At 69.5% G+C, this 26,343-nt stretch carries 23 protein-coding genes; 15 read left to right on the top strand and 8 right to left on the bottom strand.

Going from position 1 to position 26,343, the window contains the following annotated elements:
* The first annotated feature begins 288 nt into the window (after positions 1-288).
* Both ACWDUN_RS23680 and ACWDUN_RS23675 read left to right on the top strand, forming a co-directional pair.
* Entirely contained in the window at positions 289-1,614 is a 1,326-nt protein-coding gene (locus ACWDUN_RS23680) for a hypothetical protein (RefSeq protein ID WP_449932467.1), read from the top strand.
* A gap of 144 nt (positions 1,615-1,758) precedes the next feature.
* Positions 1,759-3,588, top strand: coding sequence for a phosphoenolpyruvate carboxykinase (GTP) (locus ACWDUN_RS23675; RefSeq protein WP_449932465.1), 1,830 nt, complete (start codon positions 1,759-1,761; stop codon positions 3,586-3,588).
* 57 nt (positions 3,589-3,645) lie between these two features.
* Here the strand turns inward: ACWDUN_RS23675 and ACWDUN_RS23670 are convergent, their stop codons facing one another.
* The 3 genes from ACWDUN_RS23670 to ACWDUN_RS23660 form a co-directional block, all read right to left on the bottom strand.
* Positions 3,646-4,980, bottom strand: a complete 1,335-nt coding sequence (locus ACWDUN_RS23670; RefSeq protein ID WP_449932464.1) for a DUF2867 domain-containing protein — start codon at positions 4,978-4,980, stop codon at positions 3,646-3,648.
* 38 nt (positions 4,981-5,018) lie between these two features.
* Positions 5,019-6,275, bottom strand: a complete 1,257-nt coding sequence (locus tag ACWDUN_RS23665; protein WP_449932463.1) for a mechanosensitive ion channel family protein — start codon at positions 6,273-6,275, stop codon at positions 5,019-5,021.
* Positions 6,276-6,370: 95 nt separating this feature from the next.
* Positions 6,371-7,135 (bottom strand): hypothetical protein, encoded by a 765-nt coding sequence (locus ACWDUN_RS23660; RefSeq protein WP_449932461.1) that lies wholly within the window; start codon positions 7,133-7,135, stop codon positions 6,371-6,373.
* Positions 7,136-7,398: 263 nt separating this feature from the next.
* Here ACWDUN_RS23660 and fadD4 point away from each other — a divergent pair, with 263 nt between their 5' ends.
* Both fadD4 and ACWDUN_RS23650 read left to right on the top strand, forming a co-directional pair.
* Positions 7,399-8,916, top strand: coding sequence for a fatty-acid--CoA ligase FadD4 (fadD4, locus tag ACWDUN_RS23655; RefSeq protein WP_449932460.1), 1,518 nt, complete (start codon positions 7,399-7,401; stop codon positions 8,914-8,916).
* Positions 8,913-9,812, top strand: a complete 900-nt coding sequence (locus ACWDUN_RS23650; RefSeq protein WP_449932459.1) for an enoyl-CoA hydratase/isomerase family protein — start codon at positions 8,913-8,915, stop codon at positions 9,810-9,812. Before fadD4 ends, ACWDUN_RS23650 begins: the two co-directional genes overlap by 4 nt.
* Before the next feature lie 67 nt (positions 9,813-9,879).
* On the opposite strand, the gene ACWDUN_RS23645 is transcribed toward ACWDUN_RS23650, so the two are convergent.
* Positions 9,880-10,599 carry an SDR family oxidoreductase gene (locus ACWDUN_RS23645; protein WP_449932458.1) on the bottom strand — a complete coding sequence of 240 codons (720 nt, stop codon included), beginning with the start codon at positions 10,597-10,599 and terminating at the stop codon, positions 9,880-9,882.
* An 86-nt stretch (positions 10,600-10,685) separates the two neighbouring features.
* On the opposite strand from ACWDUN_RS23645, the gene ACWDUN_RS23640 reads away from it, so the two are divergent.
* The 5 genes from ACWDUN_RS23640 to ACWDUN_RS23620 are packed head-to-tail and all read left to right on the top strand — an operon-like array spanning position 10,686 to position 15,513.
* Positions 10,686-11,504, top strand: a complete 819-nt coding sequence (locus ACWDUN_RS23640; protein ID WP_449932456.1) for a helix-turn-helix transcriptional regulator — start codon at positions 10,686-10,688, stop codon at positions 11,502-11,504.
* 45 nt (positions 11,505-11,549) lie between these two features.
* On the top strand, positions 11,550-12,779 hold the full coding sequence (locus ACWDUN_RS23635; RefSeq protein ID WP_449932454.1) for an MFS transporter: 1,230 nt from the start codon (positions 11,550-11,552) through the stop codon (positions 12,777-12,779).
* Positions 12,733-13,077: an ArsR/SmtB family transcription factor gene (locus ACWDUN_RS23630; RefSeq protein ID WP_449932453.1), complete on the top strand. Its 345-nt coding sequence runs from the start codon at positions 12,733-12,735 to the stop codon at positions 13,075-13,077. Before ACWDUN_RS23635 ends, ACWDUN_RS23630 begins: the two co-directional genes overlap by 47 nt.
* A 25-nt stretch (positions 13,078-13,102) precedes the next feature.
* Entirely contained in the window at positions 13,103-14,218 is a 1,116-nt protein-coding gene (locus tag ACWDUN_RS23625) for a CoA transferase (RefSeq protein WP_449932452.1), read from the top strand.
* Positions 14,212-15,513, top strand: coding sequence for an amidohydrolase family protein (locus ACWDUN_RS23620; protein WP_449932451.1), 1,302 nt, complete (start codon positions 14,212-14,214; stop codon positions 15,511-15,513). The genes ACWDUN_RS23625 and ACWDUN_RS23620 overlap by 7 nt, the downstream gene beginning before the upstream one ends.
* A 2-nt stretch (positions 15,514-15,515) precedes the next feature.
* Here the strand turns inward: ACWDUN_RS23620 and ACWDUN_RS23615 are convergent, their stop codons facing one another.
* A complete protein-coding gene (locus ACWDUN_RS23615) occupies positions 15,516-15,662 on the bottom strand; it encodes a hypothetical protein (RefSeq protein ID WP_449932449.1) in 147 nt (48 codons plus the stop codon).
* Positions 15,663-15,741: 79 nt separating this feature from the next.
* On the opposite strand from ACWDUN_RS23615, the gene ACWDUN_RS23610 reads away from it, so the two are divergent.
* Together ACWDUN_RS23610 and ACWDUN_RS23605 are read left to right on the top strand one after the other, a co-directional pair.
* Positions 15,742-17,202, top strand: coding sequence for an aminotransferase class I/II-fold pyridoxal phosphate-dependent enzyme (locus ACWDUN_RS23610; RefSeq protein ID WP_449932448.1), 1,461 nt, complete (start codon positions 15,742-15,744; stop codon positions 17,200-17,202).
* 278 nt (positions 17,203-17,480) lie between these two features.
* Complete coding sequence (locus tag ACWDUN_RS23605) at positions 17,481-17,867, top strand: heme-binding protein (RefSeq protein ID WP_449932446.1); 387 nt, start codon at positions 17,481-17,483, stop codon at positions 17,865-17,867.
* A gap of 62 nt (positions 17,868-17,929) precedes the next feature.
* On the opposite strand, the gene ACWDUN_RS23600 is transcribed toward ACWDUN_RS23605, so the two are convergent.
* Together ACWDUN_RS23600 and ACWDUN_RS23595 are read right to left on the bottom strand one after the other, a co-directional pair.
* Entirely contained in the window at positions 17,930-18,772 is an 843-nt protein-coding gene (locus tag ACWDUN_RS23600; protein ID WP_449932472.1) for an alpha/beta hydrolase, read from the bottom strand.
* 55 nt (positions 18,773-18,827) lie between these two features.
* On the bottom strand, positions 18,828-19,349 hold the full coding sequence (locus ACWDUN_RS23595) for an HD family phosphohydrolase (RefSeq protein WP_449932445.1): 522 nt from the start codon (positions 19,347-19,349) through the stop codon (positions 18,828-18,830).
* Positions 19,350-19,453: 104 nt separating this feature from the next.
* Here ACWDUN_RS23595 and ACWDUN_RS23590 point away from each other — a divergent pair, with 104 nt between their 5' ends.
* Positions 19,454-20,527, top strand: a complete 1,074-nt coding sequence (locus ACWDUN_RS23590; protein ID WP_449932443.1) for an ABC transporter ATP-binding protein — start codon at positions 19,454-19,456, stop codon at positions 20,525-20,527.
* Here the strand turns inward: ACWDUN_RS23590 and ACWDUN_RS23585 are convergent, their stop codons facing one another.
* Positions 20,528-22,696 (bottom strand): acyl-CoA dehydrogenase, encoded by a 2,169-nt coding sequence (locus tag ACWDUN_RS23585; protein WP_449932442.1) that lies wholly within the window; start codon positions 22,694-22,696, stop codon positions 20,528-20,530. It abuts the gene before it with no gap.
* Between the two features lie 125 nt (positions 22,697-22,821).
* On the opposite strand from ACWDUN_RS23585, the gene ACWDUN_RS23580 reads away from it, so the two are divergent.
* The 3 genes from ACWDUN_RS23580 to ACWDUN_RS23570 all read left to right on the top strand — a co-directional run bounded on the left by ACWDUN_RS23580 (position 22,822) and on the right by ACWDUN_RS23570 (position 26,343).
* Positions 22,822-24,045 carry an alpha/beta hydrolase fold domain-containing protein gene (locus tag ACWDUN_RS23580; protein ID WP_449932441.1) on the top strand — a complete coding sequence of 408 codons (1,224 nt, stop codon included), beginning with the start codon at positions 22,822-22,824 and terminating at the stop codon, positions 24,043-24,045.
* Between the two features lie 28 nt (positions 24,046-24,073).
* A complete protein-coding gene (locus ACWDUN_RS23575) occupies positions 24,074-25,477 on the top strand; it encodes a WS/DGAT/MGAT family O-acyltransferase (RefSeq protein WP_449932439.1) in 1,404 nt (467 codons plus the stop codon).
* Positions 25,478-25,542: 65 nt separating this feature from the next.
* Positions 25,543-26,343 carry a hypothetical protein gene (locus ACWDUN_RS23570; protein WP_449932438.1) on the top strand — a complete coding sequence of 267 codons (801 nt, stop codon included), beginning with the start codon at positions 25,543-25,545 and terminating at the stop codon, positions 26,341-26,343.

Genomic DNA, 26,343 nt, shown 5'->3' with positions numbered 1-26,343 from the left:
GCGCGGGGGGCGGGGGGGGGCGGCGGCGCCCGGGGGGGGCGAGAAGCAAGCCAACGAGAATGTTGCTCCCTCCTCTGGGGTGGGGGGCGGGGGGGGGGGGGCGGGGGGGGGGGGGGGGGCCCCCCCCCCCCCCGCGGCCGGGCTGCCTCCCGACAGCGGCCCGCTACCGCGACGGGCGTTGCGCTGGCAGCGCTATGGTCGCGGGCCGGTCGACGCCCTGCACCGCGACTGCGGCGCCGACCTGGCGCGCGGCATCATCCGGTTGGCGGCACGGACCGGGCAACTGCCGTGACCGGTCCCGTCGTGTTGGTGACCGGGCCCGCCCTGGCCGGTGTATCCACGCTGACGGCCGCGCTGCGCACTTACCTGCCCGACCACACGATCACCGAGGACACCGCCGGGCAGGCCCCGGATGCGGTGATCTTCGCGCTGTCCGCGCTGAACCCGCCGGCCGCCTCGGACCTGGCGCTGCTCGATGGTGCCGCCCGCCGCACCGACCTGGTGATCGGCGCACTCACCAAGATCGATGTGCGCCCCGACTGGTCCACGGTGCTGAACGCTGCCGCGGCGGCCTGCGCACAGCACGCCCCGCGGTACCGCATGATGCGCTGGGCCGGGGCGGCCGCCGCCCCGCGCGACGGTGCACCACTGCTCGCCGAGCTGGTGGCCCTGCTCACCGGTGGCCTGGCCGATACCGCGCTGCCGGCGCGAAACAGCCTGCGGGCCAGGGAAACTCGATTGGGTGAGCTGATCGCGTCGATGACCGGCCCCGATACCGCCGCAGTCGACCTGCACCGGCGCCGCGCCGGCGAACTGCAGACCATACGCCGGCAGCGGTCCGCGCAGGCCGTGCTGCTGCGCATGAGCCTGCAGCGGGCCCGGGTGGATCTGGGACAGCTGGCCCGCAACCGGTGCTCGGTGCTGCGCTCGGCGTTGGTCGCCGATGCCGCCGAGTGGCGCCGCCACGACGATTTCGGCGCGCACGCGCACGGGCAGGTCATCACGGTGCTCACCGCATTGGACGAGGCGATCGGCGTGCGCACCCGCGAGGTCGCCGCCGAACTGGCGTTACCGCCACCCGCACCGCTGCCGACGACACCACCGGAGGTGGACCGCCCGGTCCTGCCCTCGCGCCGGCTGGAGCGGCAACTGATGACGGTGCTCGGTGCGGGTTTCGGGCTGGGGGTGGCGCTGGCGGCCGGCCGCCTGCTCACGGGCCTGGCCCCGGGAGAGGCGGCCGTCGCCGCGGGCGCGGGCGCCGCACTCGGTCTGGCCCTGATGCTGTGGGTGGTCGGTGCGCGGGGCCTGCTGCACGATCGTGCCCAGTTGGACCGCTGGGCCGCCGGACTGGCCGACACCGTCCGCGGCCACGCCGAGGCGCTGGTCGCCACCCGCATGCTGGCGGCCGAGGCGCACTTCGCTGCGGAATCCGTCGTCCGGGCCGAACGGGCGGCGGCGCAGACCGCGCGGCGGGTGGCGGCCATCGACGATCGGCTGCGGGCGCGTGCGATGGCCGCCGCGGCCACCGCGACCACGCGCGACCGGCGGTTATCCGCCCTACGTGCGGCGCTGCGCGAGGTGCGGCAACAGCTGAATCGGGTTACCGCCGAGTAGCTGGATCATCTGAATCGTTCCTGTGAGTGATCGGACATCGTCCCGATTCTCCGGACCAAAGTCACCCGCGTTAACCTCTATTTCAGGGACGATCGTGACCTGCCGGTTAACGGCACATGCACGGAAACAACGCAGGAGACATTGATGACCTCAGCGACCATTCCCGGTCTCGACAATGCACCGACGACGCATCAGGGGCTGTTGGCCTGGGTTCGCGAGGTCGCCGAGCTGACCCAACCCGACCGGGTTGCCTGGGCAGACGGCTCGCAGGAGGAGTACGAGCGCCTCGCCGAACAGCTCGTCGCGGCCGGCACCTTCCAGAAGCTCAACCAGGAGAAGCAGCCGAACTCCTACCTGGCACTGTCGGACCCCTCCGACGTCGCGCGCGTCGAATCGCGCACCTTCATCTGTTCCGAGCGCGAGATCGACGCCGGCCCGACCAACAACTGGATGGACCCGGCCGAGATGCGCGGCCTCATGACCGACCTGTACCGCGGGTCGATGCGGGGACGCACGCTCTGGGTTGTCCCGTTCTGCATGGGCCCGTTGGACGCTGAGGACCCCAAGCTGGGCGTCGAGATCACCGATTCGGAGTACGTCGTCGTCTCGATGCGCACCATGACCCGGATGGGCAAGGCCGCGCTGGACAAGATCGGCGAGGACGGATTCTTCGTCAAGGCGCTGCACTCGATCGGCGCACCGCTGGAAGAGGGCGAGAAGGACGTGCCCTGGCCATGCAACGACACCAAGTACATCACCCACTTCCCGGAGACCCGCGAGATCTGGAGCTACGGCTCCGGATACGGCGGCAACGCGCTGCTGGGCAAGAAGTGCTACTCGCTGCGCATCGCCTCGGCCATGGCCCACGACGAGGGCTGGCTGGCCGAGCACATGCTGATCGTCAAGCTGATCTCCCCGGAGAACAAGGCGTACTTCATCGCCGCGGCCTTCCCGTCGGCCTGCGGTAAGACCAACCTCGCGATGCTGCAGCCCACCATCCCGGGCTGGCGCGCCGAAACCGTGGGTGACGATATCGCCTGGATGCGGTTCGGCAAGGACGGTCAGCTCTACGCGGTGAACCCCGAGTTCGGTTTCTTCGGCGTCGCACCGGGCACCAACTGGGACTCCAACCCCAACGCCATGAAGACCATCGCCGCGGGCAACACCGTGTTCACCAACGTCGCCAAGACCGACGACGGTGACGTCTGGTGGGAGGGCCTGGAGGGCGAGCCCGATCACCTGATCGACTGGAAGGGCCAGGACTGGATCCTGCGCGAGACCGAAACCAAGGCCGCGCACCCGAATTCGCGGTACTGCACCCCGATCTCGCAGTGCCCGACGCTGGCACCCGAGTGGGATGACCCGCAGGGTGTGCCGATTTCGGCGATCCTGTTCGGCGGTCGCCGCAAGACCACCGTCCCGCTGATCACCGAGGCCCGCGACTGGCAGCACGGTGTGTTCATCGGCGCCACGCTGGGTTCCGAACAGACCGCCGCCGCCGAGGGCAAGGTCGGCACGGTGCGCCGCGACCCGATGGCCATGCTGCCGTTCCTGGGCTACAACGTCGGCGACTACTTCCAGCACTGGATCAACATCGGCAAGCAGGCCGACGAGTCCAAGCTACCGAAGGTGTTCTTTGTCAACTGGTTCCGCCGCGGTGACGACGGCCGCTTCCTGTGGCCCGGATTCGGTGAGAACAGCCGCGTGTTGAAGTGGGCCATCGAGCGCATCGAGCATCAGGCCGACGGCAAGAGCACCCCGATCGGCATCGTGCCGACGGCCGCCGACCTGGACCTGTCGGGCCTGGACGTCGACCCGGCCGATGTGGACGAGGCCCTGGCCGTCAACGCCGACGAATGGCGTGCCGAGCTGCCGCTGATCGAGGAGTGGTTCGAATTCGTCGGTGAGAAGCTGCCCACCGGTATCAAGGACGAGTTCGACGCGCTGAAGACGCGTCTGGCCGAGTCCGACTGAGTCCCGACACTCGACAGTCACCGCCCCTGGGTAGAGCTACCCGGGGGCGGTGGCTTTTCAGACGCGGCTGCCCGGGTTCGCGCCGTCGGTCACGGCACGCAGTGCCCGGGCCAGGAAGGCGCGGTGCACCGGTTTGAGGCCATTCCAATAGACCTGGCCGACAAGACCTTTGGGTGTGTAGATGGCGCGCTGATGTAACCGGGTGCGGTGGCCCGGCAGCGGCTGCAGCCGCCACTGGAGATGGAAATGCCCTGGCCCGCGCAACCGCAGCAGCTGAGGTTCCTGCTTGTGCTCGACAGTCCAGCCGAAGTTGGCGGATGCCCACTGCGTCAGCGACTGCCACACCGCATCGGCATCGGCATCGCAGTCGGCACAGCGATTTTCGGTGTAGACGACCTCACCGGTCCAGCTGGGGTCGGTGGGCAGCGGGTCGGCCGCATCCCCGGTCCAGCTGCTCTCCACCTCACCGCGGTCGGCACTGCGCAGCGCGAGCGCCACGGCCTCGCGATACGGCGTGGGGCCGCCCGGCGGCGGCGCGATGATGGTGTCGATATCGTGTTCGGTTGCCACCGCGTCGGTGCTCAGCGACTCGATCAGCGCACGCCCGATGCTCAGCGGTACCGGCGTGACCAGCCCGATCCACATGCCGGCCAGTTTCGGTGTGAGAACCGGCAACACCAGGATGCGTCGACGTGCCAGTCCGGCCACGTCGGCGTAGGTCTGCATCATCTCGCCGTAGCGCAGCACATCGGGACCGCCGATGTCGTAGGTGCGGCTGTGCGACAGTTCCGCGGTCGCGGCGGCGAGCAGATAGTGCAGCACGTCGCCGACGGCGATGGGCTGGATGTGATTGTTGACCCAGCGCGGTGTCGTCATCACCGGCAACCGGTTGGTCAGGTGCCGGATCATCTCGAAGGACGCCGAACCCGACCCGATGACCACCCCGGCCTGCAGCACCATGGTGGGCACCCCCGAGTCGATGAGGATCTGGCCGACCTGGGTGCGTGAGCGCAGATGTGTCGACAACCGGTCGGACTGCTCGTGCAGTCCGCCGAGGTAGACGATGCGGCCCACGCCGGCCTCGCGGGCGGCGGTGGCCAGGTTCTCGGCGCTGCGGCGTTCGGCGTCCAGGAAGTCGCCGTCGCTGTTCATGGAGTGCACCAGGTAGTACAGGACGTCGATATCGCGGCACGGTTCGCGCAGGCTGGCGGCGTCGGTCAGGTCGCCCTGGTCGATCTCCACCTGATCGGCCCACGGCACGTCGCGGATCTTGTCCGGATTGCGGACCAGCACCCGCACCTGATGACCGGCCTCCAGCAGCCGCGGCACCAGCCGCCCGCCGATATAGCCGGTCGCGCCGGTGACCAAGACCCGCTGTGGCTGTACCCCCATGTCTGTCATTCGGAGTAGATGCCCGGGCGGATGGGTGTTCAAGCCTGGGTTTCGTCGGCGGGACCGTCGAAGGCCCGGCCGCGTTCGCGTGCCGCGTGGCTGCCGGAGAACAGCCCGCCCTCCGGCTGGGCCGCGGGGGTGAGGCTGCGGGCCGGTTCCGGTGCCGGCTCGGCGGCCACCGCCGCCGGCTCGAAACGCCAGCGGGGTAGCGCACCGCCCTGGCTGTTCTGCAACCAGACCACCATGCCCTCGCGGACGAAGCACTGCAGGTCCCACAGCGCGCCGGCGTTCGGGGCGCTCACGGTGATCCGCACCCGCACCGTGCCGCCGACCGCGTCGACGACCTGCAGCACGCCGGAACGGCCGTCCCACAGCTCGCTCTTCTCGAGCAGGCGGTTGAGCTCGTCGCGCATGGCGTCCAGCGAGACCGTGAAGTCGACGTCGACCATGACGGTGCCGAGGATCTCGGTGGCGCTGCGCGTCCAGTTCTGGAACGGCGTGGTGGTGAAGTACGTGCAGGGCAGCACCAGCCGGCGCTCATCCCAGATGTGCACCACCACGTAGGTCAGGGTGATCTCCTCGATGCGGCCCCATTCGTCCTCCAGCACCACCACATCACCGACGCGGATGGCATCGGAGAAGGCGATCTGCAGTCCGGCGAACACCGAGCCCAGCGATGTCTGCGCGGCCAGGCCGGCCACCACCGACAACACGCCGGCCGAGGCGAACAGCGTCTTGCCGACATCGGCGAAGGACGGGAATGTCATCAGCGCGGCGGCCGATCCCAGCACCACGACGACGGCCAGCGCCAGCCTGCGCAGCACGCTCAGCTGCGTGCGCAGCTTGCGGCGTTGCAGATCCGCGTCGGTCAGGCCGGTGTCACCCCCGGCGAATTTCGCGATCATCCGGCGTTCGACGACCACCACCAATTTGGCGATGAACCACGTCACCGTGGCGATGGTGGCGATGCGCAGACTGTGATCCACCCAGCCCCGCCACCCTGCGTCCGCCGGTGACGTGCGCTGCAATGCCACGGTCGCGCCGACCACCATCAGCCCCGCGCGGATCGGTCGCTGGGTCAGCAGGGCGATATCGGCCATCCACTCGCTGCGGCGGCCGATGCGGTGCAGGGCCCAGGAGATGCCGACGCCCACGAGGTAGGCGATGACCACCGCCCCGGCCGTCCAGGCCAGCGTGACCGCGAGGTTGGTGGCCGCGGGCAGCAGCGCATCAACCGGCTGATCGGTGGCGGTGGGGAAATCGATAACGGACTCGGGCTCGAACGCCTCAGGCATGACTGCTTTCGGGTTGGGTGCAGAATCCGTGCGCCATCGCACGCTCGTCCAGGGCTACCCGTCGGCGTGGCCGCCCAACCTCGTTGCGACGGGCGTCACGACGAGCGGAGCAGCCCGTTCACCCGCTTGGCGTGTTCGAGCAACCGGCTTCTGGCGTGCACGTTCTTGTAGTGCAGGACGACGGTGACCCGGCTGGTGCCCGGGGCGCAGGGCAGTGTCGCGTGATAGGAGCGATACCCCCAGAACAGGTAGGCGTTTCCGGGTTGCATGGCGATCATCTCGGTGTCGGCTCCCCACCGCAGGCGGCGCTGAAATCTGCGGCGGTATGCATCGCTCTGCCTGATGAGCTTGTCCGCCACATTTGCCAGCGCGGTTCGGCGGTAGGGCCGGTGGTTGGGACACAGCACCAGTTCCCCGGCCTGGCCGGGCGCGGCGTCGGGGACGACGATCGGCAGCACGACGGTCAGCACGCTGGCGTCGTAGTGCAGCCACAACGGACGCCCCTGGGGATCAGGACCGTTGATGACCCGCAGCGCGCATTCGAATTCACGGTCGTTCGGGTCGCCGTCGGGGTAGGCCAATCGGGCGATCGACTCCGCGAGTTCGCGCAGCCGGGGGTCGGCGGTCAGTTCGCGCAAAAAGATCAGGCGGGCGGCGGCCGGGCCCTCGATCATCACGTCGTGTTCGCCCGACGGCAGTGCCGCGGCGTAGCTGCGCACCCGGTCGATCCAAGCGTCGTCGACCGCTGCGGGCAGGCAGGCCGAACCCGCGATGTCGATCTCGGCCGCCAGGTCGGTCGCGGCGCCGACGAAGCCCGCGGTGGGCCGTGCGCTGATCCGTGATTCGACGTCGATGTCCATGCGCATTCCTGGTCGGCCGGCGGGGTGATGAAGTTCCTAGGAAGGTATCACTCGTCTTCGCCGAAAGAGAGACAGCTATCCACATAGTGCGCCATGTAACAGATACCAGCTGCTAAAAACGTCTCCACGAGTAGTTTCGGCTAGTAATCAAAACTTTGCTACAACACGGCGGTGCGCATGTCTGGCTCCGTCGAAGTTGACGGATGTCAAGTTTTTGGGGACTTCTCTGCCATGGGGTGCGGGCGGCATCGTAAAGTCGCCTCATGCAGATCCGTGAAACGGCCGTCGCCAGCCCCGACAAGCCCGCCGTCATCATCCATCCGTCCGGCACGGTGGTTACCTTCGGTGAGATGGAGGCGCGGGCCAACCAGCTGGCGCATTACTTGCGCAACCACGGCCTGGTCGAGGGTGACGCGGTGGCCATCCTGATCGAGAACAACGAGCACATGCACACCGTCATGTGGGCGGCCCGGCGCGCCGGCCTGTACTACGTGCCGATCAACACGCATCTGACCGCGGCCGAGGCGGCCTACATCGTCGACAACAGCGCCGCCAAGGCGATCGTCGGGTCGGCGGCGCTGACCCCGGTGCTCGACGGGCTCGCCGAACATCTGCCCAACGGACTGCCCCCGGTGCTGCTCACCACGGGTGACTCCGCGGGCTGGGCGAAGTATCCGGACGTCGTCGCCGAGCTGCCGACCACGCCCATCGAGGACGAATGGGACGGCGATCTGCTGCAGTACTCGTCCGGCACCACCGGACGCCCCAAGGGCATCAAGCGCGATCTGCCGCACCTGCGTCCGTCGGAGACGCCCGGCATGATGGCCGCGCTGGTGTCGTTCTGGATGAACCCCGAGGCCGTGTACCTGAGCCCGGCGCCGCTGTACCACACCGCGCCGTCGGTGTGGTCCATGCAGGCGCTCGCCGGCGGTATCACCACCGTGGTGCTGGAGAAGTTCGAGGCCGAGGGTGCCCTGGAAGCCATCCAGAAATACGGCGTGACGCACGGACAATTCGTGCCGGTGATGTTCACCCGGTTCCTGAAACTGCCCGAACAGGTGCGCAATTCCTACGATGTGTCCAGCCTGCAGCGCGTCATGCACGCCGCCGCGCCGTGTCCGGTCGAGATCAAGAAGCAGATGATCGACTGGTGGGGCCCGATCGTCGACGAGTACTACGCGTCCTCGGAGGCCATCGGCGCCACCCTGATCAGCGCCGAGGAATGGCTGGCCCATCCCGGCTCGGTGGGCAAGGCGATGACCGGCGTCGTGCACATCCTCGACGAGAACGGCGATGAGGTCCCCACCGGCCAGGCCGGTGAGATCTTCTTCGAGGGCGGACAGGACTTCGAGTACCTCAACGACGCCGAGAAGACCAAGTCCTCGCGCGACGCACGCGGCTGGAAGACGGTGGGCGACATCGGATATCTCGACGAGGACGGCTACCTGTACCTGACCGACCGGCGCCACCACATGATCATCTCCGGCGGGGTGAACATCTACCCGCAGGAGGCCGAGAACATGCTCGTCACGCACCCGTTGGTGATGGACGCCGCGGTGTTCGGCATCCCCGACGAGGAGATGGGACAGAAGGTCAAGGGTGTGGTGCAAACCGTCGACCCCGCCGACGCCACGCCCGAGTTCGCCGACGAACTGCTGGGCTGGCTGCGTGATCGGCTGTCGCACTACAAGTGTCCCCGTTCGATCTCGTTCGAGGCCCAGCTGCCCCGCACCGATACCGGCAAGCTCTACAAGCAGGAGCTGATCAAGAAGTACTCGTGACCGTCCTCGAGCTGGCAGGCGGGATCACCGTCGGGGTCGGTGAACCGGTGCAGGACGCGACGTTGTGTCTGACCGAGAACCCGACCGCTGATCGACGGGCCATCACCGTGGCCTCGGTGGACGACGCGGTCGCCGAACTCACCGCGCGGTGCGCGCGCTGGCCGCAGGCCGCGGCGGTGTGCGACGACGTACTGCGCAGCGTCTCGGTCGCGGGCCCGGTCTTCGCGGGCGTGATCACCGAATCGCTGGCGTACTCGACGCTGCAGTCCGGGCCCGAGTTCGCCCGTTGGCTGGCCGACCGCGGACCGGCGCGGCCACCGGTGATCGGTGACCCGGTGCTGGCGCAGCGCGTCGAGGACACGCTGTTGGTGCAGTTCAACCGGCCGCAGCGGCACAACGCCTTCACCACCGATGCCCGGGCCGCCCTGCTGGAGGCACTCGAGGTGGCCCGCGTCGACGACTCGATCACCGAGGTGGTGCTGACCGGTAACGGCCGATCCTTCTGCAGCGGTGGGGATCTCGCCGAGTTCGGCACCTTCGCCGATCCGGCGAGTGCGCACCTGGCCCGCACCCGGCACAGCCCCGCGCTGGTGCTCGCCGCGCTGACCGAACGGCTGGGCCCGGCGTGCCGGGCGCATGTGCACGGTCAGGTGCTGGGCAGCGGGCTGGAGATGGCGGCGTACTGCGGGCACGTCAGCGCCGACCCCGACGCCACCATCGGACTGCCCGAGTTGGCGCTGGGTCTGATCCCCGGTGCGGGCGGCACGGTCAGCATCACCCGACGGATAGGCCGTTGGCGCACCGCGTATCTGGTGCTGTCCGGGGTCACCATCGATGCCGCCACCGCGCTGGCGTGGGGTCTGGTCGACGAGATCACCACCACCTTCTCCCGCTGAGCAGACGCAAAACTGCCCTCTTGGGGCACTTTTTCGACAGTTTTGCGTCTGCTCGCGGGAGGGGGCGTCAGCGCTGCCGGGCCGGGCGGATCACCAATTCGTTGACGTCCACATCGGCGGGTTCGTCGATGGCATAGGCGATCGCCCGGGCGATGGCGTCCGGGGCGATGGCATCGGCCCGGTAGGCCTGCATGGCCTGCGCCGCGCCCGGATCGGTGATCGTCTGTGCCAGCTCGGACTCCACGACGCCGGGGGAGACCGTGGTGACGCGGATGGCCGGGTCCAGTTCCTGGCGCAGTCCCTCGGTGACCGCCCATGCGGCGAACTTGGTGGCGCAGTACACCGCCGCGGTCGGGACGACCTCATGCGCGCCGATCGATGCCACGGTGACGAAATGCCCGCTGCCCGACCGCTGGAAATGCGGCAGCGTGGCGGCGACACCGTTGAGCAGACCGCGGATGTTGACGTCGATCATGGCGTCCCACTGGTCGACCAGCAGCGCATCGAGCCGGGACAGGGGCATCACACCGGCGTTGTTGATCAAAACGTCGATGCGGCCGTGTTCGGCGACCGCCCAGTCGGCGAACGCGGCGAAGTCGGCGCGATCGGTGACGTCGAGGCGGCGCACCTGAAGGTTGTCACTGGCCAGCGCGGTCAGTCGATCGGTGCGACGGGCACCGGCCACCACCGTGTGGCCCTGGGCGGCCAGCCTGCGGGCCACCGCCTCGCCGATTCCGCTGGTGGCTCCGGTGACGAGGATTGTCTTGGTTTCGGTGTTCTCGGTCATGACCCCAGCGTGCGAGCCGGCGCCGGGCGCGTGCCAGGGTGCAGGACACCCAGGCATGCGCCCGCACGCGCACCTACTGTGGCGTTATGTCGGATCTCGGGGAGTACCTGCGCAGCAGGCGTGCCGCGCTCGGGCCCGCCGATGTCGGGCTCGTCAGCGTCGGACAGCGCCGGGTTCCCGGCCTGCGTCGCGAGGAGGTCGCCCTGCTGGCCGGGGTGAGCGTCGACTATTACGTGCGCCTCGAACAGGGCCGGGAACGCTCGCCGTCGGTGCAGGTCTGCGAATCGCTGGCGGCGGCGCTGCGCCTGGACGACGACGCCCGCGCGCACCTGTTCCGGCTGGCCGGCACGGCGGCGCCGACTCGGGCCGCGGTGGCGCCGGACCGGGTCGATCCGGCGCTGCTGCAGTTGATGGCGGCCTGGCCGGACAACCCGGCACTGGTCTACAACCGCGCCTATGACGTGCTGGCGGCCAATCCCATCGCCGAGGCGCTGTTCGGCGATTTCGGCGCCCACGGCAACCTGATGACGCTGGTGTTCACCGACCCGCGGGCCCGGGAGTTCTACGCCGACTGGCCACGCATCGCGGCCAACTCGGTGGCCGGATTCCGCCGCAACCACGGCGAGCACCCCGGTGATCCCCGCGTCGCGACCGTGCTGGCCGACCTGCTGGCCGTCAGTCCGGAATTCGCCGAGTTGTGGGAGCGCCACGACGTGCGGGCAAAGTCGACCGACACCAAGGTCTTCCGGCACCCGATGGTCGGCACGCTCACCCTGGATCTGCAGACGTTCGCCGTGCGGTCGGCACCCGGGCAGGAGCTCGTGGTGTATCAGGCCGCGCCGGGGTCGCCGAGTGCGGATGCGGTGACGATGCTCGGCAGCCTGGCGGCCACCGCCGACCACTGAATGCAACACGTGCGCAACTGCGCACATGTTGTGCATACTTGGGTGGTGCCCGTCTTTCGGCGACTGTTCGCGGCCCAGGTCATCGCGCTGCTGGGTACCGGACTGCTGACCGTGGCGCTCGGCCTGCTGGCCTACGACCTGGCCGCGCATGCGGCGGGCACGGTGCTGGGCACCGTCCTGGCCATCAAGATGGTGGCCTATGTCGTTGTCGCGCCGGTGATGTCGGCCGTGACCGACCGGCTGGCCCCACGCACCGTGCTGGTCACCGCCGACGCGGTGCGCGCCGCGATCGCGCTGGCGCTGCCGTTCGTCGGGCAGATCTGGCAGGTGTACCTGTTGGTGTTCGTCCTGCAGGCGGCCTCGGCCACCTTCACCCCGGCATTCCAGTCGGTCATCCCCACCGTCCTGGTCGACGAACGCGCGTACACCCGGGCGCTGGCGCTGTCCCGGCTGGCCTATGACACCGAGGCGATGCTGAGCCCGCTGCTGGCCGCCGCGCTGCTCACCGTCATCGGCTATTCCGATCTGTTCCTCGTCACCGCCGCCGGTTTCGCCGCCTCGGCCGCGGTGGTCACCGGCACCGCCGTGCCGGATGCGGCCCGTCGCACCGACGCCGGGCGCTGGGCCACCCGGGTGTGCCGCGGCATGCGAACCATGCTCGCGGACAACGATCTGCGGGCGTTGCTCGCGATGAACCTGGCCGTCGCGGCGGCCACCGGTCTGGTGTTGGTCAACACCGTCGTCTACGTCCGCGGCCTACCGGGCGGCACCGACGCCGATGTCGCGGTGACGCTGGCGGCCTACGGTGCCGGATCGATGACGGCCGCCGCGACGGTCCCGCGACTGCTGACCGTGCTGACCGATCGCGCGCTCATGCTCGCCGGTGCAATCGGCGCCGCGGCCGGGCTGATCCTCACCGCGGCACTGCTGGTGCTGACGGTCCCGGGGCAATCGGCGCTGATGCTGGTGTGGGCGGGTCTGGGCGCGGCCACCGCCCTGGTCACCACCCCGGCCGGGCGGCTGCTGGCGCGTACCGGCCCGAACCGGTCAGCCGTGTTCGCCGCCCAGTTCTCGCTGTCACACGCCGGTTTCCTGGTCACCTATCCGATCGCCGGCTGGGTGGGCGGTGTCGATCAGGGGCTGGCGGCGGCCATCCTGGCTATCCTCGCTACGGGTGCGGCCGCCGTCGCGGCCCGCATCATCATCGGCGGGAGGGGTGAACAGGTCGATGGACCGTACGCCCAGTCTGGTTCACGAGGGCACACCCGACCGTGACCGCCTCGACGCCGCCAGCGACACCTTCCGGATGCTTGCCGACCCGACGCGGTTGCATCTGCTGTGGCTGCTGACCAACGGCGAGGCCGACGTCAGCGCACTGGCGCAGGCCACCGGCGCCTCACGGACATCGATCAGCCAACACCTGGCCAAGCTGCGGTACGCGCGGCTGGTCGACACCCGCAAGGACGGTCGCCGGGTCTTCTACCGGCTGCGCGACGGGCATTTGGGCCGTCTTGTGCGCGAAGGGCTCAATCACGCCGACCACCGGGTGACCGGAGAACCGCCACACGCCTGACACCGGATGGGTCCCGCGGGGCACAATGACACCCGTGAGCCCCGTGGACGTCCCGGCGGCGCTGTGCGCGCAGGCCCAGCGGGTGGCCGACGGTTTCACCGCCGCCACCGGCGTGCCGCTGGATGCCACCGAAACGATCACCGGTCGGGCGGCCCTGCTGGGGCTGCGCCGCGGAGACCGCATCTCGGCGGGCGGCGCCACCCGGATGCTGCGCGGTGCCGACACCTGGTGCGCCATCACGCTGTCGCGCCCCGATGACATCGCCGCGGTGCCGGCGCTGGTCGAGGCCGATGATGCGGGCATCGACGTGTGGGCCGACATCGCGCGGTGGGTGGCGCCGCGGCCGGCCGCCGACGTGGTCGCCAGGGCACAACTGCTGGGCATCCCGGCCGCGGTGCTGGGCGAGGTGGCCGCCGGTGCGGCGCGCATCACGGCACTCGGAGGCCGCCGGGCACCCGCCGCGCAGCCCCTGGTGGTCGACCTGTCCTCGATGTGGGCCGGCCCGCTGTGCACTCAGCTGCTGCGACGTGCCGGTGCGACGGTGATCAAGGTCGAGTCGGTGCGCCGTCCCGACGGCACCCGGGCCGGTCCGCCGGAGTTCTTCGACTGGATGAATCACGGAAAACTCTCGCATCTCGTCGATTTCGACGACACCGCGGCGCTGCGCACCCTCTTGTCGGCCGCCGACATCGTCATCGAGGGCTCCCGGCCGGCTGCCCTGCAGCGCCGCGGGCTGGGGCCCGACGGTATCGACGCCCGCGACGGACGGATCTGGTTGCGCATCACCGGTTACGGCACCGCGCCCGAGGCCGCGCACCGGGTGGCGTTCGGTGACGATGCGGCGGTGGCCGGTGGTCTGGTCGAATATGATTCCGCGAGAGCACAATTCGTCGGTGACGCGATCGCCGACCCGCTCACCGGACTGCACGCCGCGGCGCGGGTGGTCGACGCGTTGGGCCGCGGCGGGGGTGTGCTGATCGAGATGTCGATGGCCGCCACCGCTGCTGGGTACACCGGGTTCCTCGGCGGCGGGCGCCATGACCCCGTGGCTCCGCAGCGATGCCCGTCGGCTTCCCCGCTCGGCGCGGACAACGCGACGGTGCACGCGCTGCTGAACGAAAGGCATTCCCTATCATGCTGATTCGACGGGCGACACTCCTGGACGGGCGGACCGCCGACATCCGCACCGGCGCGGTGATCACCGAGGTGGGTCCGGATCTGGTCGCCCACCCCGGTGAGCAGGTGCTCGACGCCGCCGGGGGCACGGTGATCCCCGGTCTGCACGACCACCATCTGCACGTGCATTCGGCCGCTGCGGCAGCACATTCGGTGCGGGTGGGCACCGGTGAGGTGCACAACCGTGACGACCTGGCCCGGGTGCTTGCCGCGGCCGAGGTCGGCGGCGACGGCTGGATCCGGGCGATCGGGTATCACGAGGCGGTGGCGGGTCCGTTGGACCGCGCCGTCCTGGACGAGGTGTCCCCGTCGGTGCCGGTGCGCGTACAGCACCGCAGCGGCGTGCTCTGGACGTTGAACTCGGCCGGGCTCGCGGCTGTCGGTCTGGGCGATCACCCCGACGGCCGGTTACGCAGCGCCGACCGGTCCTGGTCGGATGCGCTGCAACGGCGCGAGACCTCGCTGGAGGATCTGAGTCGCCGGCTGTGTGCCCTCGGGATCACCGGAATCACCGATGCCACACCGGATCTCGATATCGTCGACATCGTCAAGCTGGAGGAGGTGCATCGGCACGGCGGGATGCGCCAACGCCTGCACCATCTGGCGCCGGGCAAACGCATCCTGCACGACGACAGCCTGGATCTGGCCGAGCTGACCCACTGGATCCAGCGCCGCCACCGCGACGGCGCCCCGGTCGCCGTGCACTGCGTCACCGCCGCGCAGCTGGTGGTGACCATCGCCGCGCTCCGCGCCGCCGGTGATCACCCCGGCGACCGCATCGAACACGCGGCGGTCGTGCCGGACGGTTGCCTGGCCGATCTCGCCGACCTCGGTGTCACCGTGGTCACCCAACCGAATTTCGTCGCCGAACGCGGTGACCAGTACCTGACCGACGTGCCGGAAACCGAACACCATGAACTGTGGCGGGTGTCCTCACTGCTGGACGCCGGGATACCCGTCGCGCTGTCCACCGACGCGCCCTTCGGTGACGGCGACCCGTGGGCCGCGATGCGCGCGGCGGTGCACCGGCGCACCGCCGGCGGTGCGGTGCTCGGCGCGACCGAATGCATCGACGCGCGCACGGCGCTGACCATGTTCTTCGGCACCGCCACCGAGCCGACGGTACCGCGCACCGTCGCCCCGGGGCAGCCCGGTGACCTGTGCGTGCTCGCCGCATCCCCGCAGCGGTTGCTGGCCGATCTCGACGGTTCGGCCGTCACCGCGACGGTGGTCGACGGCGGGGTCGTGCACGGGTCCTGATATCAGTCCGGCGGTTCGTTTCCCGGCTCGGGTTCGTACACATCGGGCGTCGCATCCCCGCGATCGGCCCGCTCTGCGGCCCGCTTACCGGCGGACTCCTTGTCCGGTTCGTCTGGATCGTCCACATAGACGCCCTTGCCACGCGGCATGGTTGTCCCTCCTTCCGGGCGCGGTCCAACTACCCCCGCAACGGTTGCATGAAACCCACCGGTGGGTACCCGAGCCGGCATGGACCAGAAGGCGGCACCTTTGCTCGACGCCCTGCGCGACTACCACGAGTCCCACCGATACGGGTTCTCCCCGCCGGGGCACCGGCAGGGCCGCGGGGCGGACCGCCGGACCCTGCGGGTGCTGGGCCGCGACCCGTTCCTCAACGATGTCCTGGCCACCGGGGGCCTGGACGACTGGCACACCAGCAACGGCTATCTGCGTCAGGCCGAGGATCTGATGGCCGACGCGGTCGGCGCGGACTATGCGTGGTTCTCCACGTGCGGCAGTTCGCTGTCGGTCAAGGCGGCGATGATGGCGGTCGCCGGCGGTGACGGCAGCCTGATCGTCGGACGGGACAGCCACAAGTCGATCGTCGCCGGGTTGGTCTTCGCCGGCGTGCAGCCCCGCTGGGTGAGCCCGCAATGGGATGCCGCCCGCCACCTGTCCCATCCGCCGTCACCGCAGCAATTGGAGCAGGCGTGGGAGCGTCATCCCGACGCCGCCGGGGCGCTGATCGTCAGCCCCAGCCCGTACGGCACCTGCGCCGACCTGCAGGCCATGGCCGAGATCTGCCACGCCCGCGGGAAACCGTTGATCGTGGACGAGGCGTGGGGCGCGCACCTGCCGTTCCACGAGGAACTGCCCACCTGGGCGATGGATGCCGGTGCCGATCTGTGCGTGGTCAGCGTGCACAAGATGGGCGCCGGATTCGAGCAGGGCTCGGTGTTCCATCTGCGGGGCGACCTGATCGACAAGGACCGTCTCGCCGAGTGCGCCGACCTGCTGATGACGACGAGCCCGAATGCCATGGTGTACGCGGCGATCGACGGCTGGCGCAGTCACATGGTCGCTCATGGTCACGAGCTGCTCACCGCCACGATGTCGCTGGCCCGAGGGCTACGTGCCGATCTGGAGCTCATCCCGGATGTCGAGGTGCTCGACACCGAACTGGTCGACGAATCTGCCTCCCACGACCTGGATCAACTGCAGGTGCTCATCGACGTCTCCGCGACCGGCACCTCCGGGTATCAGGCCGCCGACTGGCTACGGCAACATGCGCGCATCGACATGGGCCTGATGGACCACCGCCGAATCCTGGCCACCCTGTCCTTCGCCGACGGCCTGGACACCGCCAAACGGCTGGTGGTGGCGCTGACGCAGTGGCGCGCGGCGGCCGAGCGCTTCACCACACCCACCGAGATCCGGCTGCCGTCACCGTCCGAGATCGAGTTGGAGAGCGTGATGCTGCCCCGCGAGGCGTTCTTCGGTGCCGTCGAGTCGGTGCCGTTGGACCAGGCCGCCGGACGGATCGCCGCCGAACAGGTGACGCCCTACCCGCCGGGTATCCCGGCGATAGTGCCCGGTGAACTGCTCGACGACCCGGTGCTGGAGTATCTGCGCTCGGGGGTGCAGGCGGGCATGCGGCTGCCCGACCCCGCGGACCCGCAATTGGGCACCATCCGGGTGGTGGCTCGGTAACAATCCGGTCACAGTGCAGATCACGATCAATTAAGTGTTTGCCGCCTGACATAAGAAATCGGCCGTGATTTTGGTCATCGGCACACCGACGGCGGCCGTTCTGGGAGGTACGTCACGCCGCGTGGGTGTAACGCCGACGGGGACGGGGTATCACCACGATTCGGTCGGTCCAGGCCCCAACTGAACACGCGTACGGTGGTTTTCGGGTCTGGGAAGGCAACCGGCATGTCCAGGGAACGGCATGCGAAAGGTCCGAGTTCGAAGGACGACATCACATCATGAAGAACACGTTCACAACCATGCGTCGGGTATCTGCGGGTGCGTTGCTGGGTGCCGCCGCGGCGGCACTGGTGGCGACCCCGACGGCGTCGGCGGCTCCGAACTGCAGCCCCGACGCGGTGGCGGGCACCGTCAGCTCGGTGACCGGAGCGGCCAGTGCCTACCTGGGCAGCCATCCGGGCGCCAACCAGGTGGTGCAGGCGGCACGGACCCAACCGCGCGCCGAGGCGTCGGCCAACATCCGCGCCTACTTCACCGCTCACCCGAACGAGTACTACGAACTGCGGGGCATCCTGGCGCCGATCGGCGACACCCAGCGTGCCTGCAATGTGTCGGTGCTCTCGCCGGAGTTGGCGTCGGCCTATGCGGAGTTCATGGCCGGCTGACAGTCGACGACGCAAATCTCGCCGCCCGTGCCTTCAGGCACGGGCGGCGAGTTCGTGACGGCTCAGTTCGCGAAGGTCTTGCTCAGCCACTCCTGCTGGCTGCGCGAGAACGTCTGTGACACACCGCTTTTGGGTGCAACACCGTCGAATCCGTGGAACGCGCCCTCGATGATCGCCACCTCACACGGCACGCCGGCGGCCTGCAGTCGAACGGCGTAGGCCACGTCCTCGTCGTGGAACAGATCCAGGGTGCCGACGCCGATCCACGCCGGTGGCAGTCCCTGCAGATCCTCACGACGGGCGGGTACCGCCTGCTGCGGGTCGGCCGTGCCGAGATAGGCCGACCAGCCGAAGCGGTTGCACTCGTGCGTCCACAGTCGGTGGCCCGGATCATCGAATTCCGAGCCCACCGTGCGGTCATCGAGCATCGGATACACCAGTAACTGCGCGGCCACCGACAGTTCGGCGCGGTCGCGGGCCAACAGGGCCAGCGCGGCCGCGAGTCCGCCGCCCGCGCTGGCGCCGCCGATCGCGACGCGGGTGGCGTCGACGGCGGGCAGTCCGGCCAGCCAGGTCAACGCGTCGTAGCAGTCCTGCAGACCGGCGGGGTAGGGGTGCTGTGGCGCCAACCGGTAATCCACCGCGGCGACCGTCGCGCCGAGGGCGGTGGCGAACCGGCGACACAGCGCGTCGTCCTGGGCCGCGCTGCCTATCACGTAGCCGCCGCCGTGGATCCACAACAGCGCCGGGCCGGGCGCGGCCTGCATCGACGGCCGGTGCAGCCGCACCCGAACCCCGGAGCTCAGGGTGAGCACCTCGACACCGGCCGGCACCCGGCGATCGGTCAGCAGGTTCAGGCGTTGCAGCAGACGCAGATTGGTCGGCGTCACGATCTTGCGGGGCATGAAGCGTGCGATGCGGGACAGGTCGCGGTGGAAGGCCGCTGTGGTCGTCGTCACATCAGCAGTATGTCCTACCGTCCACGACGCGTTGCGCGACCGCCAGGACATCGGCGAGTGCGGCGCCGCGGGCGGCCGGGTCCTTGGCGGCATCGTCATACCGGCGCAGCCGCAACGCATCGGGCCACCACGGGTGGTCGACGAAGGCGGTGTCGATGCCCGCGCCGCCCTGAGCCCGCAGCGACAGCGCCGAGGTGTCGCTCAGCGCATAACCGGGTTCGGTGGCGGCCAGATAGCGCTTGGCCGCCACGTGCGCCCCGGCCAGCCAACCGACGCGCGTGCCGTATCGCGGGGTGAGCCAGTCCCGGGCCAGCGCGTCGTGTGCCGGGCCGTCGGGTAGCAGCGGGCTGTGCGCGACGTCGTGCAGCGCCGCGGCGAGCACCAGCTCGTCGTCGGCACCGTCGTCCATCGCGCGGGCGGCGCACTGCAGGGCATGGTCGAGTTCGTCGACCACCTCCTCGTCCCAGATGCCGCGCAGGGACAGCAGTACTAGGGCCAGATCCGTCTGCTCGGGCATGGGCATCAGCCTACCGCCCTTTGGTCTATACCAACTGTTCATCGAATGTTGGGGACGGCCACATGCAACCGACCCGGCGCCGTCGGATCTGCGGGCCACGATCGAACGTCATGCAGGTGAGCTTCGACCGCGTCGCGGTGTCCGGTGCGCTCGTCGATTTCGACCTGCAGATCGCCGACGGTGAGACCGTCGCACTGCTCGGACCGTCCGAGTCCGGTATGTCCGCCGCGCTGCGCGTGCTCGCCGGACTGGTGCGACCCACCTCGGGCACCGTGCGGGTGGACGGCCGTGATCTGGACGGAATCGCCCCCGCCGACCGCGGTATCGGACTGGTGGCGGCGGCCTACGGGCTGTTTCCGCACCTGCGGGTCGGCGAGAACGTGGCCTTCGGGCTGCGGCGCCGGCGCTGGAACCGCCGGGAGCGGGTGGCTCGGATCGGTGAGGTTCTCCAGCTCACCGGTATGGAGGGACAGGAAAAGCGTTGGCCGCACGAACTTTCCGGTACCGATCGGTTGCGGGTAGCGCTGGCGCGGGCGTTGGCAGCGAAGCCATCGGTGCTGCTGCTCGAGGAACCACTGGCCGCTCTCGACACCGCGCTGCGCCATCGGATGCTCGTCGAGTTGCAGCGGATACACGCGGCGCTACCGGGCGTGACGACGCTGTACACCACCACCGATCATGTCGAGGCCCTCGCGCTGGCCGACCGGATCGCGGTGATGGACACCTCGACACTGCTGCAGATCGGTAGCGCCGAGCGCCTGTGGCGGCGGCCGGGCAGCACTGCCATCGCGGCACTGCTCGGTGCGGCGAACCTGATTCCGTGCACCATCCGCCGGGTGGTCGGCACCTCGGCGCTGGTGTCGGTCGCGCACCGGACGGTGTGCGCGCAGATTCCGCCGACCGGTGACGGTCCCGCCGACTGGTCCCCGGGGGCGCGCGCACTGCTGTGTATTCGCCCGCACGCCCTGCGCATCGTCTCGCTGGGCGATCGAGACGCATTGCGCGCCAACGTCACCTCCGCGCTGTGGCGGGGCGCGACCACCCGCCTGGACGTGATGCTGACCAGCCTGCCGGACCGTCAGGTCACCGTCGAGGTGCCCGGACGCGCCACCGTCGGTGTGGGCGCCGAGATCGGGGTGCGCATTCCGGAACCGGCCGGGGTGGTGCTCCCGCTGGCCGGTTGACTACTTCAGCAGCGGGTCGCGGGGCAGACCGAGGATCCGTTCGGCGATCGAGTTCCGCGTGATCTCCGACGTCCCGCCGGCAATCGTCATGGCCCGGTTGCCCAGGTAGGTCCGGGTCAGGGCCTCGTTCTGGCCGGTGACCGCCGACACCCCGGCCAGCGTCATCCCCAGCTCCGTCAGCCGCTGCGATTGTTCTGCCAGCAGCAATTTGGTGACATTGCCCTCCGGCCCCGGTTCGCTCCCGGCGATGGCCCGGCTCACCCGGCGCAGGTTAAGCATCGGCAGGGTCAGCGTCTCGGCGATCACGGCGCCGGCGTCGTGCACGTGACAGACGGCGACCTCGGCGGGCACGGCGTCCAGCAGATCGACCAGATCGGCGGTCGTGAAGCCGGTCGGTGCCGAGGATCCGCCACCGATCGACACCCGCTCGTTGCCCAGCGTCGCCCTTGCCACCAGCCAGCCCTTGTTGACGTCGCCGACGACATCGGAGTCGGGTACGAACACGTCATCGAAGAAGACCTCGTTGAAATGTGCCTCACCGGTCAGGCCACGCAGCGGATTGACCTGCACACCGGGCGATTTCATGTCGATGGCCATCATCGTGACGCCGGCGTGCTTGGGGGCGTCGGTATCGGTGCGCACGGTGGCCAGACCCCACTGGCAGTGCTGGGCCAGGCTGGTCCACACCTTCTGGCCGGTGACCCGCCAGCCGCCGTCGACCTTCTTGGCCGACGTCCGCACCGCCGCGGCATCCGAACCGGCGCCCGGTTCGGAGAACAGCTGACACCACATCACCTCGCCGCGCAGCACCGGCTCCACCCAGCGCTCGCGCTGTTCGTCGGTGCCGGCCTGGGCGATGGTGAGCGTCACCCAACCGGTGATGCCCATATCGGGGATGTCGATTCCGCGGAACTCCTCCTCGATGACGAGTTGCTCCAGCACATCGGCCGCGCGGCCCCACGGCTCGGGCCAGTGCGCCACCAGGTAACCGGAGTCGACCAGGAAGTCGCGTTGCTGCTCGGCGGGCAGGGCGCGCACCTTGGCCGCCGCCTCGGCAGCCCCGGCGCGGTAGCGTTCGGCCTCGGGCGGCACACTGAACGAGACGGTGTGCGCGGTGCCCGCCCGTTGGGCGTCGACGAGTTCGGCCAGTGGGTCGTTGCCGTCGGCCAGCAGCGCCGACAGCGTGCGGGCCCGCCGCAGATACAGGTGTGAGTCGTGCTCCCAGGTGAATCCGATGCCACCGTGCAGGTGAATGTTGTAGTGCGCGTTGAACACCTGTGCGCGGATCGCGTGTGCGGTCGCGACGGTGGCGGCCAGCGCCGCCTCGTCCAGATCGCCGGAGCGGGCCGCGGCCCAGGTCGCGGCGGTGGTCTGTTCGGCGGCCACCAGCATGTTGGCGGCGTGGTGCTTGACCGCCTGGAAGGTGCCGATGGTGCGCCCGAACTGCTCACGGACCTTGGCGTACTCGACCGCCATGTCCAGCGCCGCCCAGCTGACGCCGACGGCCTCGGCGGCGGCCAGGATCCGGAACACCGTGCGAGCCCGGCCCGTCGCGCCGCGCAGCACCCGATCGGCGGGGATCTCGGCGCCGCGCATGGACACCGCGCCGATCGTGCGGGTCGGGTCCAGGGGTTCGAGTGCGGTGACGGTGACCCCGTCGGCGTGGGCGTCGACGATCAGCAGGTCCTCAGCGGCGGCGAGCACCAGGATGTCGGCATCGGGCGCACCCAGCACTGCAGGCCATTCCGCGGTGGCGGTCAGGTCGGTCTCCATGTCGATCCGGATGTTGAGCCCCAGTGCGGCGGTGGTGCTGCCGTCGGCCAGGCTGGGAAGCAGCTGTGTCCGAACGGAATCGGGAGCGCAGCGGTCGATGACGACGGCGGCGGCCACCGTCGGCAGGAATGGTCCCGGTGCGAGTTCGCGGCCGGTGATCTCGGCGACCACCGCCAGCTCGGCGAGGCCGAAACCGGACCCGCCGAACTCCTCGGCGATGGCCAGGCCGTTCCAGCCCAGCTCGGCCCCGGCCGTCCAGATGGCGCCCGGGTGGACACCGGGATCGGTCAGCGTCGCGCGGGCCGCGGCGCGGCTGTCCAGTCGCTGCAACTGGCCGATGACGGCGGCGGCGAGATCGGTGTGTTCTTCGGTGATGGCCAGCGCTGACTTGCTCATGATGGCTCGAAGTTACCTGGGCCGCGGTGGTGTCATTTCGTGATACAGATCACATTTGCGGTACGGGTAGACAGATCGCCGGAAATGTCTGCTTAGGAAGGGTCGTGCGCGGGTACGCTCGCGCCATGACGGCACAACCGGACCACCGCAGCTCCGGACCCACCCTCGCCAGTCGCGCCCGTTGGTTGCTGAGAGCCAATCACGCCGACCGTATGCTCGCACTTTCGGTGGCCTCGGCATCGCTGCCCATCATCGGTAAACAGCTGGAACCGCTCGGCGGCCTCGCCGCGATGGGGGTGTGGGGCTACCGCCAGTTCCCAGAGCTTTTCGCCGCGTCGGCGAAGTCATGGTTCGGGCCCGGTAACGCCCCGGTGCGCAAGGCCGAACGCGACCAGACGGTGGCCGTGGCCAAGGAGGGGCTGCGCGGCGTGGTTCACCCGACCGAGCTGGCCAGCAGCTGGCCGACCCCGGAATCGATGCCGCCGTTGTGGAACACCATGACCTACCGGCGCGATGTCTACCGCAGCTCGGTGCGCTACGGGGATCATCCCCTGCAGCTGCTCGACGTCTGGCGCCCGGCCGAACTGCCCAGCGAACCGGCGCCGGTGCTGCTGTTCATCCCCGGCGGCGCCTGGGTGCACGGCAGCCGGATCCTGCAGGGGTACGCCATGATGTCGCATCTGGCCCAGCAGGGTTGGGTGTGTCTGTCCATCGATTACCGGGTGGCGCCGCATCACCGTTGGCCGCGGCACCTGACCGATGTCAAGGCCGCCATCGCGTGGGCGCGGGCCAATGTCGACAAGTTCGGCGGCGACCGCAACTTCGTCGCGGTGGCCGGCTGTTCGGCCGGTGGGCATCTGGCCGCGCTGGCCGGGCTGACCCCCAACGATCCGGCGATGCAGGCTGATCTGGACGAAGGGGCCGACACCTCGGTCGACGCCGTCATCGGCATCTACGGCCGTTACGACTGGGAGGATCGCTCGACCGTGGAGCGGGACCGCTTCGTGGACTTCCTGGAGCGCGTCGTCGTCGGTCGCAAGATCGCCCGCCATCCGGACATCTTCCGGCAGGCCTCGCCCATCGCGCGGGTGCACCGCGACGCCCCACCGTTCCTGGTCATCCACGGTTCGGCGGATACCGTGATCCCGGTGGCTCAGGCCCGCAGCTTCGTCGACCGGCTCAAGTCGACGTCGGCGGCGCCGGTCAGCTACGTGGAGTTCCCCGGCGCCGGCCACGGATTCGACATGACCGACGGAGCCCGCACCGGAGCGATGGCCAAGGCAATCGGCTTGTTCCTCAATCAGATCCGCCGAAACTCGACGGCGGGCCAGGTCAAGGCGGTTATATAGAATCCTCCACCCAGGGGAGGAAAAAGCCGTGAAAAGGCTCAGTGGTTGGGACGCGTTTCTGCTCTACTCGGAAGCGCCGAACGTGCACATGCACACCTTGAAGATCGCGGTCATCGACCTGCACGGCCTCGGTGACCGCAGCTTCGGGATCGAAGAGTTCCGGAATGTTTTGCACGGCAGGCTCTACAAGCTCGAGCCGTTCCGCTACCAATTGGTCGACATCCCGTTCAAATTCCACCACCCGATGTGGCGGGAGAACTGCGATGTCGACCTCGAATACCACATCCGGCCGTGGCGGGTGGCCGCGCCGGGCGGGCGTCGCGAGCTCGACGAGGCCATCGGCGAGATTGCCAGCACCCCGTTGGACCGCAGCCGCCCGCTGTGGGAGATGTACTTCGTCGAGGGGTTGGCCGACGACCGGATCGCCGTGGTCGGCAAGATCCATCACGCCCTGGCCGATGGTGTGGCATCGGCGAATCTGCTTGCCCGTGGCATGGATCTCTCGCACGGGCCGCAGCGCGACCGCGACTCCTATGCCACCGACCCGGCGCCGTCCACCGGCGAGCTCGTCCGCTCCGCCTTCTGGGACCACATGCGCCATATCGCCCGCGTACCGGGACTGGTCAAGTACACCGCCGACGGGGTGGCCCGGGTGCGGCGCAGCAACCGCGCGTTCGGTCCGGAGTTGACCCGGCCGTTCACGCCACCGCCGAGCTTCATGAACCATGTGCTGACGCCGCAGCGCCGGTTCGCCACCGCCAGCCTGGCCCTGGCCGATGTGAAGTCGACGGGAAAACAGTTGGGCGCCACCATCAATGACATGGTGCTGGCGATGTCCTCGGGCGCCTTACGCAAGTTGCAGCTGCACTATGAGGGCAAGGCCGACCACCCGCTGCTGGCGTCGGTGCCGATGAGTTTCGACTTCTCCCCGGACCGCATCTCCGGTAACCGTTTCACCGGCGTGCTGATGGCGCTTCCGGTGGATGTCGCCGACCCGCTGGAACGGGTGCGGCGGGCCAGCGAGGCCGCGACCCTGGCCAAGGAGAGCAACCAACTGATCGGGCCGGAATTGGTGGCGCGCTGGGCGTCGTATATGCCGCCGGCCGGCGTCGAGGCGCTGTTCCGGCGGCTGTCCAATGTCGACGGCCAGAACAAGGTGCTCAACCTCAACATCTCCAATGTGCCGGGTCCGCGCGAGCTCGGCCGGGTCGGCGGCGCCACGGTGTCCGAGATCTATTCGGTGGGCCCGCTGACGGCGGCCAGCGGGCTCAACATCACGGTGTGGAGCTATGTCGATCAGCTCAACATCTCGGTGCTGTCCGATACCGCGACGGTCGAGGATCCGCATGAGGTCACCGATGCGATGGTGGCCGAGCTTCGCGATATCCGTGCGGCAGCAGGCATTTCCGCCGAGATCACCGTGCACGGGTGAGACCGGCCCGGGCGATCACCCGAGGGCGTCCTGCCGCCGTGCCGGGGATGGTCCACAATGGCCCCATGACACGGGCGGGCAGGCTGAGTGCGGCGCTGGCCGTCATCGTCGCGCCGGTCGTGCTGGTCGCGTGTTCGTACGGTCCGGCGCCGTCGTCACGCCCACAGACCTCGGCCGCCGCGAGCGCAGCCGAGGACGATCCCGAGGCGGTGTCCATCCTGCCCGGCACGGCGGCGCTGGGTTCGCCGCTGACCGCCAAGGGCGCCACCATCACGCCGCGGGCCGACAACCTCGCCGTCATGCGGTCCGGCGCGGACCTCGAGCTCGGTATCGAGGTGTCGTTCACCGGTGTCACCACACCGATCGACGCGACCGGGGCCGACGGCGGATTCCGGTTGCACCTCAGTGGTGGGGAACAGCTCTCGCCGTCGCGCGCCGATGTGCTCAAGACCGTGCCACTGTCCTCGCGCGTGCGCGCCGACACCAACGGCTGGGTGTACTTCCACCTCAGGCCCGGTCAGTTGCCGACCCAACTGCAGCTGACCGCGGCGCCACAGGGTTTCGGTATGGAGCCCGCGCCGATCGCGATCTGGACCATGCCGGCGAAACTACCTGCGGCCTCGACTCCGGCGCCGCCCCCGCCACCGCCGCCCCCGCCGGGGGCCGAACCGCCACCGGCACCCGCGCAACCCGGCGGTGACGTCGCGCCACCGGCACCGCGGGGCCCGCGGCTACCGCCACCGCCGCGGCTGCCACCACCGCCGCGACTGCCGCCGCCCCCGCAGTTGCCGCAGCCGCAACTGCCGCCACCTCCGCAGTTGCCGCCGCCACCGGCCGAACTGTGCCGGCACACCCCGATCTGCTGA

It is taken from the genome of Mycobacterium sp. NPDC003323 (assembly GCF_053589535.1).
This window is presented reverse-complemented; position numbering and strand designations above follow the sequence as displayed.

Bases quoted from the DNA above. Each gene is read 5' to 3' on its own strand.
- ACWDUN_RS23590 (WP_449932443.1), top strand. From the start codon at position 19,454: ATGCAGGTGAGCTTCGACCGCGTCGCGGTGTCCGGTGCGCTCGTCGAT.
- ACWDUN_RS23665 (WP_449932463.1), bottom strand. From the start codon at position 6,275: ATGCCTGAGGCGTTCGAGCCCGAGTCCGTTATCGATTTCCCCACCGCC.
- ACWDUN_RS23660 (WP_449932461.1), bottom strand. From the start codon at position 7,135: ATGGACATCGACGTCGAATCACGGATCAGCGCACGGCCCACCGCGGGC.
- ACWDUN_RS23600 (WP_449932472.1), bottom strand. From the start codon at position 18,772: ATGCCCCGCAAGATCGTGACGCCGACCAATCTGCGTCTGCTGCAACGC.
- ACWDUN_RS23595 (WP_449932445.1), bottom strand. From the start codon at position 19,349: ATGCCCATGCCCGAGCAGACGGATCTGGCCCTAGTACTGCTGTCCCTG.
- ACWDUN_RS23645 (WP_449932458.1), bottom strand. From the start codon at position 10,599: ATGACCGAGAACACCGAAACCAAGACAATCCTCGTCACCGGAGCCACC.
- ACWDUN_RS23615 (WP_449932449.1), bottom strand. From the start codon at position 15,662: ATGCCGCGTGGCAAGGGCGTCTATGTGGACGATCCAGACGAACCGGAC.
- ACWDUN_RS23585 (WP_449932442.1), bottom strand. From the start codon at position 22,696: ATGAGCAAGTCAGCGCTGGCCATCACCGAAGAACACACCGATCTCGCC.
- ACWDUN_RS23620 (WP_449932451.1), top strand. From the start codon at position 14,212: ATGCTGATTCGACGGGCGACACTCCTGGACGGGCGGACCGCCGACATC.
- fadD4 (WP_449932460.1), top strand. From the start codon at position 7,399: ATGCAGATCCGTGAAACGGCCGTCGCCAGCCCCGACAAGCCCGCCGTC.
- ACWDUN_RS23670 (WP_449932464.1), bottom strand. From the start codon at position 4,980: ATGGGGGTACAGCCACAGCGGGTCTTGGTCACCGGCGCGACCGGCTAT.
- ACWDUN_RS23570 (WP_449932438.1), top strand. From the start codon at position 25,543: ATGACACGGGCGGGCAGGCTGAGTGCGGCGCTGGCCGTCATCGTCGCG.
- ACWDUN_RS23580 (WP_449932441.1), top strand. From the start codon at position 22,822: ATGACGGCACAACCGGACCACCGCAGCTCCGGACCCACCCTCGCCAGT.
- ACWDUN_RS23610 (WP_449932448.1), top strand. From the start codon at position 15,742: ATGGACCAGAAGGCGGCACCTTTGCTCGACGCCCTGCGCGACTACCAC.
- ACWDUN_RS23625 (WP_449932452.1), top strand. From the start codon at position 13,103: ATGACACCCGTGAGCCCCGTGGACGTCCCGGCGGCGCTGTGCGCGCAG.
- ACWDUN_RS23675 (WP_449932465.1), top strand. From the start codon at position 1,759: ATGACCTCAGCGACCATTCCCGGTCTCGACAATGCACCGACGACGCAT.
- ACWDUN_RS23605 (WP_449932446.1), top strand. From the start codon at position 17,481: ATGAAGAACACGTTCACAACCATGCGTCGGGTATCTGCGGGTGCGTTG.
- ACWDUN_RS23630 (WP_449932453.1), top strand. From the start codon at position 12,733: ATGGACCGTACGCCCAGTCTGGTTCACGAGGGCACACCCGACCGTGAC.
- ACWDUN_RS23640 (WP_449932456.1), top strand. From the start codon at position 10,686: ATGTCGGATCTCGGGGAGTACCTGCGCAGCAGGCGTGCCGCGCTCGGG.